This window comes from Acidobacterium capsulatum ATCC 51196 (assembly GCF_000022565.1).
Taxonomy (GTDB): Bacteria; Acidobacteriota; Terriglobia; order Terriglobales; family Acidobacteriaceae; genus Acidobacterium; species Acidobacterium capsulatum.
Genome location: NC_012483.1, coordinates 2736413 through 2753781, shown reverse-complemented (window position 1 = coordinate 2753781; position 17369 = coordinate 2736413). Strand labels below are relative to the sequence as shown.

At 60.5% G+C, this 17369-nt stretch carries 14 protein-coding genes; all 14 read left to right on the top strand.

Annotated features, from left to right (window positions below; translation table 11 throughout):
* Positions 1 to 155: 155 nt before the first annotated feature.
* The 14 genes from ACP_RS11300 to ACP_RS11235 all read left to right on the top strand — a co-directional run bounded on the left by ACP_RS11300 (position 156) and on the right by ACP_RS11235 (position 17316).
* The gene (locus tag ACP_RS11300; protein WP_148215130.1) at positions 156 to 4964 is read left to right on the top strand and encodes a hypothetical protein; all 4809 of its coding nucleotides are present in this window, start codon (positions 156 to 158) and stop codon (positions 4962 to 4964) included.
* 47 nt (positions 4965 to 5011) lie between these two features.
* Complete coding sequence (locus ACP_RS11295) at positions 5012 to 6490, top strand: phage terminase large subunit family protein (protein WP_015897459.1); 1479 nt, start codon at positions 5012 to 5014, stop codon at positions 6488 to 6490.
* A gap of 40 nt (positions 6491 to 6530) precedes the next feature.
* Complete coding sequence (locus ACP_RS11290; protein WP_193760146.1) at positions 6531 to 7424, top strand: HipA family kinase; 894 nt, start codon at positions 6531 to 6533, stop codon at positions 7422 to 7424.
* On the top strand, positions 7421 to 8263 hold the full coding sequence (locus ACP_RS11285; protein ID WP_015897457.1) for a DUF3037 domain-containing protein: 843 nt from the start codon (positions 7421 to 7423) through the stop codon (positions 8261 to 8263). Before ACP_RS11290 ends, ACP_RS11285 begins: the two co-directional genes overlap by 4 nt.
* A 10-nt stretch (positions 8264 to 8273) precedes the next feature.
* Positions 8274 to 9683: a phage portal protein gene (locus ACP_RS11280; RefSeq protein ID WP_238525540.1), complete on the top strand. Its 1410-nt coding sequence runs from the start codon at positions 8274 to 8276 to the stop codon at positions 9681 to 9683.
* 42 nt (positions 9684 to 9725) lie between these two features.
* A complete protein-coding gene (locus ACP_RS11275; protein ID WP_015897454.1) occupies positions 9726 to 10352 on the top strand; it encodes a hypothetical protein in 627 nt (208 codons plus the stop codon).
* Complete coding sequence (locus ACP_RS11270) at positions 10352 to 10729, top strand: hypothetical protein (protein WP_238525539.1); 378 nt, start codon at positions 10352 to 10354, stop codon at positions 10727 to 10729. The genes ACP_RS11275 and ACP_RS11270 overlap by 1 nt, the downstream gene beginning before the upstream one ends.
* Before the next feature lie 129 nt (positions 10730 to 10858).
* Positions 10859 to 11827, top strand: a complete 969-nt coding sequence (locus tag ACP_RS11265) for a hypothetical protein (protein WP_041839515.1) — start codon at positions 10859 to 10861, stop codon at positions 11825 to 11827.
* Between the two features lie 124 nt (positions 11828 to 11951).
* Positions 11952 to 12575: a hypothetical protein gene (locus ACP_RS11260; protein ID WP_015897451.1), complete on the top strand. Its 624-nt coding sequence runs from the start codon at positions 11952 to 11954 to the stop codon at positions 12573 to 12575.
* 13 nt (positions 12576 to 12588) lie between these two features.
* On the top strand, positions 12589 to 13050 hold the full coding sequence (locus ACP_RS11255) for a hypothetical protein (protein ID WP_169305968.1): 462 nt from the start codon (positions 12589 to 12591) through the stop codon (positions 13048 to 13050).
* 11 nt (positions 13051 to 13061) lie between these two features.
* Entirely contained in the window at positions 13062 to 13550 is a 489-nt protein-coding gene (locus ACP_RS11250; RefSeq protein ID WP_015897449.1) for a hypothetical protein, read from the top strand.
* Positions 13547 to 14686 carry a hypothetical protein gene (locus ACP_RS11245; RefSeq protein ID WP_015897448.1) on the top strand — a complete coding sequence of 380 codons (1140 nt, stop codon included), beginning with the start codon at positions 13547 to 13549 and terminating at the stop codon, positions 14684 to 14686. The genes ACP_RS11250 and ACP_RS11245 overlap by 4 nt, the downstream gene beginning before the upstream one ends.
* Positions 14687 to 14707: 21 nt before the next feature.
* Positions 14708 to 17020 (top strand): hypothetical protein, encoded by a 2313-nt coding sequence (locus ACP_RS11240; protein ID WP_015897447.1) that lies wholly within the window; start codon positions 14708 to 14710, stop codon positions 17018 to 17020.
* Between the two features lie 77 nt (positions 17021 to 17097).
* A complete protein-coding gene (locus ACP_RS11235; RefSeq protein ID WP_041839513.1) occupies positions 17098 to 17316 on the top strand; it encodes a hypothetical protein in 219 nt (72 codons plus the stop codon).
* Positions 17317 to 17369 lie beyond the last annotated feature (53 nt).

Here is a 17369-nt window from a genome sequence, read left to right as displayed (position 1 = left end):
ATTTGCAATTGGCAGCGTACTGATTTGTGGGCTTGTTCCGATTTTATTTGAAATGCGCGAAGTGGCAGTATGCTCCGCATAGAGGCTGGGGTTTACGGCAGGCGGGCGAGCTGCACGGTAAGAAGGAGTGCTCCGGGATGGAGGTTGTGGTGAGAATGCGTACTTTTGGGACGTGGGCGTCGTGGAGTCTTGTGGTTCTTTTACTGGCGTTGCTGCCGTTGCCCGGCGTGGCCCAGGTGACAACGACGACCGTGCAGGGTACGGTCTACCGTGCGGATGGAAGCCCAGCCTCCGGAACCCTGATTGTGAGCTGGCCTTCATTCACGACCGCGGCCAACCAGGCCATTGCCGCCGGTTCCACGAGTGTGCAGATTGGCAGCGACGGGTTTGTGAGCGTATCTCTTACTCCGAACCAGAACGCCTACCCTTCTGGAACTTACTACACGGCCGTGTACCACCTGAGTGATGGCACAGTGAATCGGGAGTACTGGGTTGTTCCGGCTGCGTCTTCGGCCAGCATTGGATCAGTGCGCGCGCAGATTGAGCCTGCAGCAGTCGCCGTGCAAACAGTAAGCAAGAGCTATGTGGATAGTTCTCTCTCGGCGCTCACGGGGAACTTTCTCTCGACTACGGGCGGCACGATGAATGGGCCGCTGACATTGGATGGAGATCCAACGGCCGCGACTCAAGCGGCGACCAAACGCTACGTCGATAACATGATTGCCAGCGATGTGCCGCTGGCGGGCGGGTCAATGCTTGGAACCCTGCAGACGCCGGAGCTGATTGAAAAGGGCCCGCGCGTGAATGTGCTGGATTCGGACTTTGCGCTGGGACAGCCGGTGAAGGCGATCGCAGTGACGAATGGGGCCTGCACCGGTGCTCCGACGATTACGATTCCGCCCCCGCAGTACTCCGCAGATGGGTCGCAGGCCACCGCGAGAGGCATGTGCATCAATGGGCAGGTATTTGCGTACATCTCCTTCCCGGGGGGCGGTTATACAACTGCACAGACACCAACGATTTCAGGTGGAGGAACGAATGGCGCGACTGGAGCGCTGGTGCTGCTTGGTGCGGGAGGCCGAGCTGACCCAACGGGTTCGGCGGATTCTTCGTCGGCAATTGTGAATGCGGCGGACTATGTGCAAGGCATCGGCCAGACGACACACAATCTGCCTCAGATCTATATCCCAGAAGGCAATTACAAGCTAATTGATACAGTCCGGCTACCTTGTGATATTCCCGTACGCGGGGATGGCGTGAATGCGACGATCCTGGAGCCAGTCACCAATAATGAAAATGGCATAACTATATATAACTATACCGAGCAAGTGGATGCCTGGGATTGCAGCGGCTCTATCACTGACTTGACGGTCAATACGCCCAACGAAGAGAACTATACCGCAGACGAACTCGAGAACTTGAATGCTGCGGGATACTCCTTTGACAGAATTCGCATCAGCGGCGGTGGCGGCCGGGGTCTGAACAATCTCTATGACAATGAACGCAATGAAGGCCGGGACATAGAGATTGATGCGGTGCGATGGCCGCTGATCTGGGACGGGAATGAGAACCATCTCTGGAAGCTGAATATCGCATCGCCGGGAGCAACACCAGACGGATATTGCTTCGGGACCGGTTACGGCTATGTTTCGAATTGCGTGAACGGAAAGTATCCGGATCCGGGATGGGTGAGCGGCACGCTGGTAAGTGCCAGCGCCAACGGGACTACTGCGACTTTTTATGTGAAAGCTACTTCGATCAGTAACGTGAATGGATTTCTTCCATTGACGCAATCGACTTCGCCGATTGTGCCGGGGCATCACTTTACTGTGACGGGGACCAGCGGTACGGTGCTGGACGGCATGTATACGGCAACGAATGTCATCAGCAATGTGACGTCGGACCCGAGCGGCGGCTGCACTGCGAGCAGCGAATGCTTTGAAGTGCAGGCGGCTTCGATGGCCAATGGGACCGCCAATGTATCCTCAGCGAGTTGGACACCAACAATTCTGCCGGACCGCAATGCAGCCGTACACATCATGGGGGCCAACGATGTGCTTGCAGGTGGCAGCATCAAAGCGCTCTGGTATGCAGGGGGCTTTGACCTGGAAAGCATGTTTGGCGGCCGCATCAGCAACTTTTACCTGGAAGGCTACCCGCTCAACGGACAGCCCCATGAAGACTCTTCGATGGTTGCAGGTGGCCTGCCTCCGCAGACTACGCTGACAGGCACCTTAAATGGCTCTGCAGGGATCGACACGGTGGTGCCGGTCGCAAGCACTGCATGGTTTCCCTATTACGTGAATGACCTGGGGGATGCCTATACAGTGGGAGTTCCGGGCGCTCCAGCAGACGTGTGGTTCTATCGCATTGCCTGTGCGGATTATGCGTATGGAAGCACTGCTCCCTGCGCGAATAATCCTGGGGTGCAACAAGGACAGTGGGAGGACGTGTATGCGGTGATGACCTCTCAGGGGATGATGATTTCGCAGCGGAATTTGAGCACTTCGACTGCACCCGCCGGCACGACCTGGCCAGCAGGCTCTCTTGTGGTGGAGTCGCAGGCGGGAAGTTTTTATGGAACGCTTTTGTTTGCGAGCAATCACCCTGAAGCGGTTGATCCGCCAGGCAGCGGATGGTCTAGCGGCTGCACGGACAATGGCGAGAATATTTGCTCTGAGTTTATTGGGGGGAATATTCCGAACCAGATCACGAGCTTTACACCGAAGAACCCTCCCGCTCATTACAGCGGCATCCGGCCTGCGGTCAACATGTTTGACGATGAGCAATGGGGTGGAGGAACAGAGCAGGATGGTAAGGGATTTTTCAAAGCACGAGGCTACGGCGCGACGGTCTCCTACCTGGATCCCAGCAGCGCCGGTGGATTTCCTGGAGCGAGCGACAGTTCGGCATTGAGCTGCCAATTCAATTCCAGAAGTGTTTTCAATGTGCAGGAAGCTGATGGCTCCTATCCTTTAGTTGACTTTCAGGATCTGGATAACGGACTTTATTGCAACTCCGTCGCGGCGCAAAGCTATACAAAAACGGTCAATGCCTTCAGTGACCCTGTGACAGGGGCCAATCCTGGTTCCAATTATTCTTTTGGGAGGCAATTCGCCAACTCGTGGTGCTATTACGACACGCCATCGACCAAGGGTGGGCACTCTCAAAACCGATTCTGCTTCAAGGGCTCGCCGAGCCTGACGGGGATGGGGAGCGGATTTGAGTTCGACACCTGGAACGGGTCGGCATGGGTGAATGGGTTTACGCTGTCGCCGAGCAGTAATTCCGCTGTGAATTTGAGTGTGACCGGGACGGGCAATTTTCCTGGTGGTATTACGGCCAGCACGATCAACGGAGAAATCACCGTCGATGGCAGCACTTACACCACGCTGAACAGCGCCTGGAATGCCGCGCTGAATGCTGCTACCAACACGGGGCATAATCAAACGGTGCGGCTGGGACCGGGACAGTTCAACGTGATGGCCTCGATGACGGAGCCCGCAAACGGAGCTTGCGTAAGCCTGATTGGCTCAGCGGGAACGGCGACCTCAGCGGATGTGACCACAGCAGCAACGACACTCGTGGCTGGCGCGGCGCTGACGGATGCGATGTTCCAGGAGGGCAATGCGGCCCAGGCGCAGGGATGCACGTTCAAAGACCTGAATATTCTGGGCAACCGTGATGTGCAGCATGGATTTGACTTGCAATGGTTTCGTGGATTGCTGCTCGAGAATGTCACTGTCAATGACACGACGGCGGAAGGCATTCTGCTGGGAGAAGAATCGACGAGCAGCGGGCATCAGTCGAACTTTGTGATGCGCAATATCACGGTGAGCTATAACAGCGCGGATTTCAGTCCCGCGAGCCGGCCAGCGTATGGCATTCATCTGCAGAAGACGGCCATCGATAGCTACATGGGAAATGTGCTGGTCAGAAACGCGCTGACCGCATCGGTATACAACGAGGGCACAGGCAACACGGGTTATATGGTGCATGGATTTGGCTATCCTTACACCTGCAGCTCGGCGCCGTGTAGCAATACGGCTACTTCCGGCTCGGCAAGTAATGCTTCGTATGCCACCAACTATGTGATTTATGACACGGGCGGGGCCGGGTCGGTGTGGACAGATACCTATATAGATAGCCCTGCGATTGCAGGCTTCTATGTCGGGGCGGATGGCGTGGAGATCAATGGCGGTCATATTCAGTGGCCTGATTTGACGAGTTTTCCCGCAGCTAATCTTGCATACGTCGCGTCGAATGTAACGAATGACCTGCTGATCTCGGATGTGAACTGCCTGGGGATGAGTCCGACGGCGCACTGGATTACCTATGCCAACTCCTCGGGGACGCCGCCTACTTTCTCGAGCGTGCATCACCTGACGGGCTGCGGCAACTACTATCAGGCGCTGGAGCCGGCGGTGACGACGGGCTTTTCCAGCGGCGGAGCAAACATCAATGACCCGAGCGGAACAGTGCCACGCGTGTGGGCGACGCCGCTCTCGGCAGCAGCGAATGAAGCAGCCTATGCGGTGCAGATGTACACGGGCTATGAAGGAGATGCGTATCAGGCGCACTTCTCGGGAGTGAGTCCATTCTTCAATGTGACGTACCAGGGAACGATCCGGTCGAATGGAGGACTGGCTCTGAGCACGATCATCAACACATCGGCATCGCTCACGCTGACGACGGCCAACCGGAATGTGATTGCCAATGCGTCGAGCGGAGCGCAGACCATTACGCTGCCGAGTTGCTACACGACGATGCCGGATCACATGGCTCCGACCGGGCTGCAATTGACGATCATCAAGTCAGACAGCAGCGCGAACGCGGTGACGCTGCAGACGGTTTCTTCGCAGACGATCGATTACCAGGGCAACACCGCGCAGACGTTGACGATTGGGACGCCGGGCACCAGAAATCTGGTTTGCGGCCCTGACTTCAACTGGTACGCCTACTAAGACCAACCAGGCGCTTTTAGAAGCAAGCGCAGGCAGGATAGGACGACATGCGGCAAAGGAGCACGATATGCCGCGACGACCTGCTGCTGCTGGGGCGCGAGCTGGACACGCCCGTCAACAGCAGCGGCGAGGCACTCATTCACTACCTTGCGCACTCGGCGCTACGCATTCGGGGACGGGACGGCAGCAGTGTTCCCCTGATTGCCAACCGGGTGCAGAGGGAGTTTGAGCAGCGGCGCGGGCAAAGCAACATTGTGCTGAAGGCTCGTCAACTTGGCATCAGCACGTGGATTGCGGCGCGGTTTTTTCTGAAGACCGCGCTGATTCCCGGAACACTCACAGTGCAGGTGGCACATACACAGGAGGCGGCGGAGAGCCTGTTTCAGATGGTGCACCGGTTTTACCGGCAGTTGCCGGAAGATACTCTGGTGCCGCTGCGAACAGCACGGGCGAATGCGCGTCAGCTTGTTTTTCCGGCGATTGACAGCGAGTACCGGGTGGAGACAGCCGGGGACAGGAATGCCGGGCGCGGGCTGACGATCACCAACCTTCATTGCACGGAAGTGGCTCGCTGGCCGGGAGACGCAGAGGAGGTGTTGCAGGGCATGCGGGCGGCATTGTCGCCGAAGGGGGAACTGGTGCTCGAGTCCACGCCGATGGGTGCGGCCGGCTGCTTCTGGAACACGTGGCAGAGCGCAGCGGAGACGGGGATGGTGCAGCATTTCTTTCCCTGGTGGATGGAGGCAGCCTATGCCGCAGAGCCGGTGGACGAGACCTCGCTCACGACGGAAGAGCGGGCCCTGATGGAGGCTCACTCGCTGTCGCCGGAGCAGATTGGATACCGGCGGCAGATACGGGCGAACTATCGCGAGCTGGCCCGGCAGGAGTATGCCGAGACGGCGCATGACTGCTTTCTGGCAAGCGGCGAATGCTACTTTGACGCGGCGGCGATCGACCGGCGGTTGTCCGCGGTGGAAGCTCCGCTGAGGATGCGGCTGGGCGGGCGATTGCAAATCTGGTATCCACCGGAAGGCCAGCGCCGTTACATTGTGGCGGTGGACCCGGCAGGTGGCGGCAGCGAGGGAGACTACTCGGTGGCGCAAGTGATCGATGAGAAGACGGGACTGCAGTGCGCCGAGTTGCAGATGCATTGCACGGCGCTCGAACTGGCGCAGGAAGTGGCGGAGCTGGCGAGAGAGTACCGGCAGGCCCTGGTGGCCGTGGAGCGGAACAACCACGGGGCGGCAGTGATCGCCTTTTTGCAGAGCGTGTGCGGCTACCGGAATCTCTACCGGCAGAGCGGTCAGGAGGGATGGCTGACGACCGCGATTTCGCGGCCGCAGATGTTGGCGAACCTGGCCAGCACGCTGGTGGAGACACCAGACATCTTTATGAGCCGGCGGCTGCTGATGGAGTGCCGCAGTTTTGTGCGGCAGCAGAATGGGCGCGTGGAGGCACAGGCCGGCGAGCATGATGATTGCGTGATGGCGATGGCCATCGCGCTGGCAGTGCGGGCCGGACAGTAAGGCAAATTGCGGCGCGGCGAATGCGGCCGGGCAGGATAGGATGTTTGCTGACGGAGGGGATGTGGCGGTTCTGGCGACACAACAGATTCGGAGGATGCGCGGCGGCGCGCAGAGCCACCTGATGCTCGGCGCCGACGGCGTTCCGTATGTTGTGAAGTTTCAGAACAATCCTCAGCATCTGCGGGTACTGGTAAATGAGTGGCTGGCAACGCATGTGGCGCGGATCGTGGGCTTGCCTTCGCCGCCATGCGAGGTGATTGAGGTGACTTCGTGGCTGGTGGAGAACACTCCGGAGCTGGCTGTGCAACGGGGCCGCGAGAGCGAGCGCTGCCTGCCGGGGCTGCACTTTGGCTCGCAGTTTGTAGGCGGACTGATGCCGGGGCAGAGCGTGGATTATCTGCCCGAGCCGCAATTGCTGGATGTGCGCAATCTGCGGGATTTTGCCGGGGTTCTGGTGGTAGACAAGTGGACGTGCAATGCAAATGGGCGGCAGGCGGTCTTTCATAAGAAGCAGCGGGAGCGGAAGTATTCGGCGACGTTCATTGATTATGGATTCTGCTTTGGCGCGGGCGACTGGGAGTACCGGGATGCGCCTTTGCGGGGCGTGTTTGCGCGCAATGCGGTGTATGACGGCATCACGGGGTGGGAGAGTTTTGAGCCGTGGATGAGCCGGATGCGGGAGCTGGATGTGAATCGGGTATGGGCATTGGCCGACCAGATTCCGCCGGAGTGGTATCGGGGTGATGTGGCAGCATTGGAGCGCCTGGTGGAGCAACTGGATGCCCGGAGAGAACGGGTTCCGGAGTTGATCAAGGGATTCCGGGAATCATCGCGGGAGCCTTTTCCGAAGTGGAATGGGGTGCCGTTTGCGATGAAGAGTAGCGTGAGGGAGCAGGCGGGTGTGGCCGATGATGCAGAGGGGAGGAACATGTGACTGGGTTGCGTCCGTGTGAGTTCTTCCTGGTGCGCTATGTGCCGGATCCGGTGAAGGGCGAGTTTGTGAATATTGGCGTTCTGCTGCGCGATCTTTCGGGCACGGGACCGGCGCCGGCGTATGTCCGCTTTACGCGGGATTGGGCACGGGTGCGATGCGTGGATCCGGGTGCGGACATTGAGATGCTGGAGGCGCTGGAGCAAGAGCTGATTCAACGCGTGGAAGAGCGGCGGGAAGATATGCCGTATGTGCTGAAGACGCTCGAAGATTCGCTCTCGAATGGGTTACAAATTACGCAAGCCAAGGCCTGCCTGGCGGAGACGATTCCGGCGGAGCTGACGCGGCTGATGCAATTGTATGTGGAGTCGCAGCGGCGCGAAGCAGTGGCGCGCATGAGCGGCCGGCAGAAGATTGCGCGCTCTATGCGCGGCGCGTTTGAGCGTACGGGCGTCTGGAATCTGATGAGCAAGCGAATCGCGGCTTCGCCATATACGCATCCGGGCGATCCGCTGCGAATTGACTGCGGTTATAGACCAAATGGAGTGATCCGGATGTTTCATGCGGTTTCACTTGACGGGGACCTGGATCTGGCGAAGGTGCTGGCCTTTGGCATGCCGCAATTGCGCGAGGGTGTGGCGCGAGTGGAAAATGCCACGCTGGAGTTGACCGCGATTGTGGAGCCCTGGCGCGAACTGCGCGGCGAAGAAGATGCGCAGGAAGACGGGCTGGCACAGTATCGCTTTGGCGTGGAGTGCATGGAGGCAGCGGAAATCAGGGTATTGACGACCAGCGATCTGCCGCGCCTTGCCGACACGGCCAGGGTGGAGATGAAGTTGTAGAGACGAGGGAATGAGCGGCCGCGAGATGCGGCTCGTGCAACAGCAGCGAAGGCTCGCCGGCAACGGCGGGCCTTTTTGTTTTTCCACTACAGAGGGAGCGGCAGCAGTGAATCTAAGACAGACATTTCAACAGGCGCGGCAATTGCTGGCGGGCGGGCAGAAACCCAGCGAGCCTGCGAGCGCGGAGCGCAAGACGCTGGCCTTGCCGACGATTCTGGCTCCGTATCAGATTCCTTCGCGCGCAATGCCGAAGCCGACGCCGGACAACCTGCGCCGGTTTGCCGAGACACCGGTGGTGCGGCGCGCGATCAACATCATCAAGGATCGAGTGGCGAGCCTGGATTGGCAGATTCGGCTGAAGCGCGACTACACCGAAGAGCAAGTCGGTTATGTGCGCCGCAAGCAGCGCGCGCTGCGCTATGCGCTGGAGCATCCGAATCCTTCAGACTCGTTTCGCACACTGCTGGAGCAGGTGCTGGAAGATGCTCTGGTAGGCGGCTACGGCGCAATCGAGATGGAGACGACGGATGATCCGGAGCGGCCCTTTCATCTGTGGCCGGTAGATGGTGCTTCGATTCAGATTGATCCGAAGTGGGATGGGAATCCGTCGAGCATTCGCTATGCGCAGAACACAGGCATGCCGAGTTCGGGCTCGCTGGTGAAGCTGCGCGACGATGAGCTGATTTATCTGCGGACGAATCCTCGCAGCTATACGCCTTTTGGATTGGGACCGTTGGAAGTTGCGTTTGAGAGCGTGAATTCATTTCTGGGCGCGCACCGTTATGCGGGCAAGCTGGCGAGCAACGCGGTGGTGCAGTATGCGCTATGGGTGAATGACTCGACGCCAGCGCAGCAGGAGCGGCTGATTCGCTGGTGGCAGGACGAGATTGAGGGCACGGGCAGGGTGCCGCTGCTGAGCACTCCGGAAAAGCCTGAGGTGCTGCGCTTTGCGGCGGGCACGGATGCGGATATGCGCATGAACTGGCAGGAGTTTTTGATTCGCATGATTGCCAACGCCTTCTCATTGCCGCCGGTGCTGCTGGGGCTGGAGCAGGATGTGAATCGCGCGACGGCGGCCGAGCTGATGGACGAGGCCTTTCACAGCGCCATTGTGCCGATGGCGCGCCTGGTGGCCGAGCACATCACACGGGATCTTTTTGCAAAGCGGCTGGGCTGGCCGGAGTTTGAATTTGTCTTCAATCAGCTGGATGCCACCGACGAGATGCAGCAGATGGAGGTGCAGACCGCGCTGCTGGCGGCGGGCGTGCTCACGGTGAACGAAGTGCGCGCGATGCGAGGCCTGGCGCCGCTGCGCGCTGAAGAGACGGGCACGGGAGCGAAGCATTCCTCCGCAGGTGTGCATGCGGCTTCCGGGAGTGCAGAGACAGAGGAGGTTCCACCATTGGCAAAGAACGATTGATGGAATTTGTTGCAACTCACCGCAAACACAAACGGAGAGCACATGAAATTTGAAGCCATGGCAGTTACGATGCCGGAGGTTCCAGAGCATCCCAACCGGGTTCCTTTCGAGGGGGTTCTGACGGTGGTGGATGAGCCCAGCACGCGGGCTCCGGCAGGGGCTCGCGGACACCGGGTGGTGCTCACGCGCGCCGCGGCGCTGGCCGCGCTGCCGTCACTGCTCGGCATGGGGGTGGACTTTACGCCCGCATGGGACGGCCACGACGCACGACGCAAATGCGGCGTGATCACGGAGGCCGATGTGGTGGGACGCCGCCTGAAAGTGAGCGGCTATCTCTATGCCAAAGATTTTCCCGAGGTCGCGCGCCACCTTCGGCAGGCGAGCGCCGGATCGATGGGGATGTCGTACGAGCTGGCGAATGCGCATGTGGAGGACATGAACGCCGAGGTGTGGAAGCTGACGCGCGCCACCTTCACCGGCGCGGCCATTCTGCTGCGCGCCAAGGCGGCCTACCAGGACACGCACTTTGCCCTGACGCCGCAGCGCTGCCGCACACTGGCCGCCGCAGGCGCGACGCGCGGCGTTTCACGGACTGCGAGCCGGGAGACGGCGCGCAGAAATGTTGTTGTGCAACCAGGAAAGGACACACGATGGAAATCCATGAAGTAATGAATGCTCTGCAGGAAGGTCTGGAGCGTATGCATGCTGCTGCCGCGACCATGGAGCGCACGGCGGAATTGATGGCGCAGGCCGGGGAAGCACAGCGCATCGTGGCGACAGCCGATACGAGTCGCGAGCAGGAGCTGGAACGCAAGCTGGAAGCCGCCGAGCGCCAGATTGCCGAGATGCGCGCGCAGAGCGGCGCGCCCGCGGCCGCGGCACGCAAGACGCTGCCCGCCGCCACCACGCAACTGCTGGCCAAGCAGGGGCTTTCGACGCTGGACTCGATTGAGGCAGGGGCGCTCGATGCGGCGCTGACCGGCTTGAGCATCGAGCAGCGCGTGGCGGTGAAAGCGCAACTGCTGCGCGCCGGTCTGCTCGGCTAGCTTCTCGTGTAGCGAACAGGAAGGCCGCCGGTTGCCGTCATCGGCAGGCGGTCTTGCTGCTCTTGTTGCGCCCGGACGATGGTCCGGGCCTTTTCATTTTCAGCAAGCCCAAAGGGCAGAGAGAGACTGATGAAAGCCAATTTTTACGACATCCATTCCGCAGCGGATTACATTGGGCCTGGCGCGATTGAAGTTCCGTTTTATCAGACGGAGATCACCGACATCGTTCGCCGCCGCAGCCTGTTTGGCCAGCGCATCAAGCAGGTGCCGGCCACCGGTCATCCGTCGCGCTTCTTTGAAGAGACTGCGATTCCGACTCCGGGCGCGGCCGGCTTTGTGGATCCGCGCAACATTGTGGCTCCGGTGGTAAGCCCGACGCGCGTGGAGCGCAGCGTTCCGCTGAAGGCCATTGTGGCTCAGCTCAACTACAACCTGTTTGATGTGGAACTGGGCACGCAGCAGAAGCAGTTTGCGTATCTGCAGGCCAAGGACCTCATCGATACGATTGAGGGCGTGATGCACTCGCACGATATTGCCCTGTGGAATGGCAGCGATACCTCGCTGACCACGCCCACGACGGCGCAATATTATGGCGTCTCGCAGCAGATTGCGGCAGGGGGCAACTCGACCACCATCGGCACTTCGGCCAGCATTGTGGATGGCCTCAAGTCGACGGTGGCACAGATGGTGAGCAACTCCAACTTTGCCGTGCGGCCCACGGCGATCTATGCCAACCCGGTGCTGCTGGACCTGATTGATCGCGAGATGAAGAGCGAGTTCAACGTGGTGCTGGGCACGCGCGAGGTCACCTCTGGCTTCACGGTGAAGATGCTGTCGACGCAGGCCGGCGATCTTCCGCTGATTCCGGACTGGTCGCTGAGCTACACCGGCACACCGGGTTCCGGCTCGGCGGTGCTGCCGGCCTACATCGTGACGGAGGACATGATCGAGTATCACTGGCTGAGTGACCCGAATCCGCGCGTCTTCCAACTCGGACTGCCCGGCTCGCTGGCCTCGCAGTATGTGGTGGTGAAGTTTGGAGCGCCGGTGGTCAAGGGCGCGAACTATGCGCACTACCAGGTGCTGGTCGATCGCTAAACACAAGTGGGGACGACTGGCCGTAACTGAGCTGAGCGTCCCTTGAGGTTGTTTGAAATGGGCCGGCATGCATGTCTTACCGGGCACGCATGCCGGCCCGATTGCTTTCGCGAAGGAGTGTTTCATGGGATATCTACAGCCGGCTCAGTATGTCAGTTTTGGGCTCTCGGCCGACACAACGGACGACTGGATCACTCTCGCTTCGTCCCTGATTGACACCTATTGCCGCCGCGCCACGCTGAACCCGATGCAGTACACCGAGCGGCTGCGTATGGTGGAAGGCTCGCAGACGGTGCGACTCAGCCACCTTCCGCTCACGCCGGTAGCACCGGAGACTTCACCACTGGTGAGCGTGCAGGCAAGATATGCGAAGCCGCGGCGCGGACAGCTTGTGTTCCCGCTGCAGGAAGAGGTGCTGTTTGCCTTTTCACTGCCGGGTGCGTGGACGGGGCTGGACCCGACCACGATTGACTTTGTTCCGGACACGGGCGAGCTGATTTTTCCGCTGAACATCATGGGGCTGCCTTACAACGAAGTCGCCGTGACGTACACAGCCGGCCTGGCGACGATGCCCAATGCGGTGCTGGCGGCGTGCGCGCAGATTGTGAAGAATGCGCAGTCCACGCCGGGGCTGAATGTGAAATCGGCCACGATCAACGACATGCAGGTGCAGTACTTCCAGAACACGCTGATCGATGCCACGGTGCAGACATTATTGCAGCCGTGGGTCTCCACAAGGATGGGCTGATATGTGCGCCGATTTGAGCACGCAAATCCCCAGCGGCCGCGCAGTGCGCGTGGCTGCCTCGCTGCTGCGCGCCTGTGGAGGGACCACCGCATATTTGCAGGTGCCGCCGCTGACGGGAGATCAGAACGATGCCGGGCAACTGGGCATTGACCAGCCGAATCTGCAACTTCTGCCGCTATCCCCGGCGATCTTTCACAAGATGCGCACGGAGTATTTGCTGCCCAACCAGCCGCAGCGGTACGAGCTGCGCATCTCTGCCGAGGCAGTGGCCGCGCAGGTGGCACAACAGCAACTGGCCTCGGCTTCGGCACTGTTCAGCATGGCCTCGGGAGTGGTGGTGGCGGGCAGGCTATTTACGATTGAAGCCGCCTCAAGCTTTGAAGACCAGGGCGAGGTGTATTTGTACCGATTGCTGTTACGAGATGCGGCGAGCAACTGGCCGCTGCAGAATCCGCAGGCCGGGCCGCAGAGCTAAAGGACAAGCCTATGCAGAATGCAAAAGACACGTTTTACATCACGCTGCGGAACCGGCTGACGCAGGTGAATCCTGAACGGACGATGCTGCTGCGTTCGGTGACACGGCCCGGCATCCTTGTAGAGGAAGCCGAATCACCAATGGCGCTTCCGGTTCTGGATGCCTTTACGCTGCGGTGGACGGGCCTCACCGTGCTGCCGCAACTGCCGTTGCCGCTGGCGCAGATGAGCTGCGAGATCTACTACTCCACTGCGGGCACGCAGCTCAATTCAGGTCTCGATCGCGGCCGCTTGCTGGAGGCGATGGATGCAGAGCTGCAGCAGATGCTGTCGCCGCAGAGCGCACCAAAGATGAACTACACCACGACTCCGGCGACGGGTATGTTGACATCAATTTTCTGGAGCGAGCCGGAGTTTCAACCCGCGGTTAGCGTGCGCGACCAGATCAGCCGCGTGGCGCTGCTCACGGTGTGGAGCTGGCAGGAGGCAGGAGAGCGATGAGCACGAGCACAAATCTTCCGGCAATGACTCCCACGACGCGCCGCGTGCGCGCTTACTTTGCTCCTGTGAATCGCACACTGGGCCAGCCTGCGGTTTTTGATCCTTCGCTGAGCGCAGGCTTCCCATTGGACGCTCCGCCTTCTCCGTGGACGGACCTGGGGTGGGTGGAGGCGTTTTCGCGGCGCTCCACCAGCAAGTATGGCGTGCTGGCGGCGGGCAGCCCCGCGAATACGCAGTACCAGGTGCGCGAGTCGCTCGATGCTACGGTGTCGCTGCGGTTCAGCTCATGGAGCAAGCTGACCATGGCGCTGGCCGCGGGTTCACAGCATATGAATGTCATCGCAGCGGCCACGCCTGCCCCGGGCAGCGGCAATGGCTCGGGCAGCAAGGGTGTGGCCGCGGTGAGTCTGGCGGCAAGCGGCTCGACTGCGACATTTCTAGCGATGGCCTCGACAGATGCAGCGAAGTTTACGGCGGGTTCGCTGGTGGCGGTGGATGTGGATTACTCCGGGCAGACGGGCTATGTGGGCAGCGGAGTTTCGGCAGCCTATGTGGCGAGCGCGGCGGCGGTGAACAGCGATCCGGATTACACGCGGCGCGTGACATTCAACGTGGCGCGCGTACAGTCAGTCAGCACGACGGGGGTGACGCTGGCACAGCCCTTGATGGCGGGCGTGCCCACCGCGGTGATGAAGGTGCAGCCGATTCTCGGCTTTGTGGATCGCGAGGGCGGCAGCTTTTTTCAGGAGTGGTCAGCGCTGTTTGTGATTGCAGGCGATCAGGGGGAGCGTATCTTCTATTACTACCCGCGCCTGCAGGCCTTAGGCGGCGCGGAAGAAGCGGCGACTCCGTTAACATCCGCAGCGGTGCATGTTGCGTCTTCCAAACCATTTGCTTCTTCGAGCGCAACCGCGAATGTTGCAAATCTGAAGAATGCTGCCTCGGCACACACGACACAGGGAGCGAGTATTCCTTCGTCTTCTTCCGCGCAGATGCTTACGCCTATGCACGTTAACCAGAGCGAACGAATCTCGCTGGCTGCCAGCTTTCGAGCGCTGCCGGTAACCGATGCGAATGATGGCGAGCGCGCGGTGTGCTTTCGCACCTTTGTTCCGCCGGCGTTTGCGCTGATCTAAACCGCGTACGGAGAGACCTCAGTGAAACTGACGATCAATAATTACGACGGCAATGGGGCGGTTGACTACTCGGCCTGCGTGGTGGAAGGGCAGACGTTTCGTGTGGAGCGCAAGTTGAATGCTCCCTCCGTTCTGACGGTTTCGCTGCTGCCTTCGGCGGCAGGGCTGCCGGTGCCGTCACGCAACGGGCGCGTGCTGCTGGCCGATGACAGCGGCAATCTCTTCTTTACCGGCTATGTAGCGAATGAGCCGGCCATGATGCTGGCTGGCGAGGCCAGTTCAGGACCGATGTATGTAGCCGAAATGTCTGCCATCAGCGATGAAGTGCTGCTGGATCGCATGGCGCTCGCGCAGCAGTATGCGAGCTATAACCAGAGTGCGCAGACCATGATGAGTGGGCTAACTGGCGGTCTGGGCGCGACCCCCATCACCGCCGGAGGAGCCAATCTGCAGGCGACGATTGGGCAGTTCATTGCAGATCATGGAATGGTGTGGTCAGAGGGCGCGGCGGAGCTGGCGGCGAGCACGCGCGGGGCCTACCGGGTGCAGAATGGCGTGCTGACGGCCGAGCCCATCGGCAACTCGATTCACAAGCTGCTGGAGTCGGATGGCAGCCTGTCACTCTCTGACCTGCAGGCCGCCCAGGTCAAGATGCTGGCCAACGACATCACCGTGTGCGGAGAGACAGAGCCGAGCGCCTATGTAACCGAGTACTTTGAAGGAGACGGCGTCACGGCGCTCTTTGATCTGACGGAGTTGCCCTTTGTGCCGACCGCGGCGGAGGCGAGACCGGTAGAGGATTCCTTTCAGGGACCTTCTTTTAATCTGATGTTGTGGCAGATCTCCGATAACGGCTATCTGGGCATGAGCTCGAACGGGCTTACGTGCGCAGGCGGCAATGGGCTGGATGGCAGCATCTACCTTGCAGCGCTGGGCCAGGTGGAACTGGGCGGCTCGATCATCTTTGAGACCAATGGCGTGCAGTTTGGCGCCAATACGCAGGGCACGCTCAACTCGATCTACAACGGATTTATTTCCAAGGCGACTTGCGTTGCGGGCTTTCAAATCTCGCAGAGCAGCGGCGTGACCTCGATCGCGCCCCTGATTGGGGGCGTAATCTCCGGCTCCACATTCACCCCTGTCTCCGGCCATATCTACACGCTGCGGCTTCGCCTGTACTGCAACGAGAACCAGCGCGTGCAGCAGTACTACTACTACGAGGGAGACTCGGGGCTGATGGCATCGGGCGGTCAGATTGTATCCGCTACGGTTACCTTTGTGCTGGAGGTGCAGGACACGACAGGCGGCGTGGCTGGCGCCCCCACTATTCTGTATACCGGCACGGTGCCGACATCGCTTTCCACGGGCCTGTATGTACCGCTCAACAGCGACGAGTTGCAGTGCAGCATTGGCAATGTGACGGTCACCCGCGGCGGGCCCACCTGGGTGATGAGCACACCACCCAACGGAACGCCCATGGTGCGGCGGCTGGGCACCACGGCCCAGGGCGCGGACTGCAAAGTGGAAAGCACCGGCAAGCTGCGATTCTATCCCGGCAGCATTCCGCAGGCGGGCGAGGTGGTGGCGGTGTCATACCGCACGCGCCATCGAGCAGTGGCGCGGGTGGCCAGCGCGGCCAGCATTGCGAGCGAGAGCGCGGGAGGACTGCCGGGCACGGCAGCGTGGGCCGGAACAGTCTCAAAGCCGGCAGCACGCAGTTCGCAGGACTGCGCCAATGCAGCGCAGGCCTTGCTGGCGCTGGCCACCAGCCGCGCCTCGGCGTGGGCGGGCACTTATACCGGCTGGAACTATGAGCAGAGCGGCGATGTGTGGCCGGGGGATGTGCTGATCATGGAGTCAACCAGCGCGGGCATCAATGCCAATCTCGTCGTGCGGCAGGTGCGGATCGATCTCACCTGTTCGCAGCCGGGGCTGGCGAAATACACCATTCAGTTCGCGAATGACTGGGCGGATGAGTTGTCGATCAAGACGAGCGCCACCATCCCGGTGGATGTGTGGCTTCCGCAGCAGCCGCAGGCGGCCGCGCCGCTGGCCAATCTGAATGCGCTCAGCATCACCAGTGTCACGGCCAGCCAGATCGACATCAGCGCCAACGTTACACCGCCCACAGGTGGCGGCTTTGAGGTGCGGCGCAGGGACTGGGCCTTTGGTCCGGGCATGGACGCTGACCTGGTGCTGCGCAGTCCGGTGCCCAACTTCATCATTCCGCGCACGGCAGTGATGGAGCAATACTACATTCGCATGTATGACGGCTCGACTCCGCCGAACTACTCGGAGTTTTCGACGGCGGTATTTGTGAACCTGCCGCTTTAACCTCTCACGACGCGGGCGCGGCCCGATCAATGGGGCTTGCGCGCCGCGTGAGAACAGAGCTCCTCATGAGTCCCCTGATGACTGAATTTGAAGCCCAGGTGCTCGCCGATCTTTCGGTGCTGAAGCACCAGATGGCGTCACTCTATGGCGACGGCGAAACCGGCCGTATCGCAGCCATTGAGCGGCGCGTCACCGCTCACGAACAGGCGTTCCAGCGTGCCAAGGGATTTTTTCTGGCTGCGGGAACCGTCTTCACCGGGATTCAGATGCTCGTCGAGTATCTGCGTCACCGATAGGCCGGATCGCGGATATCCCACATCTTCTCTGTTGTGGCGGATGTGGGATCTCC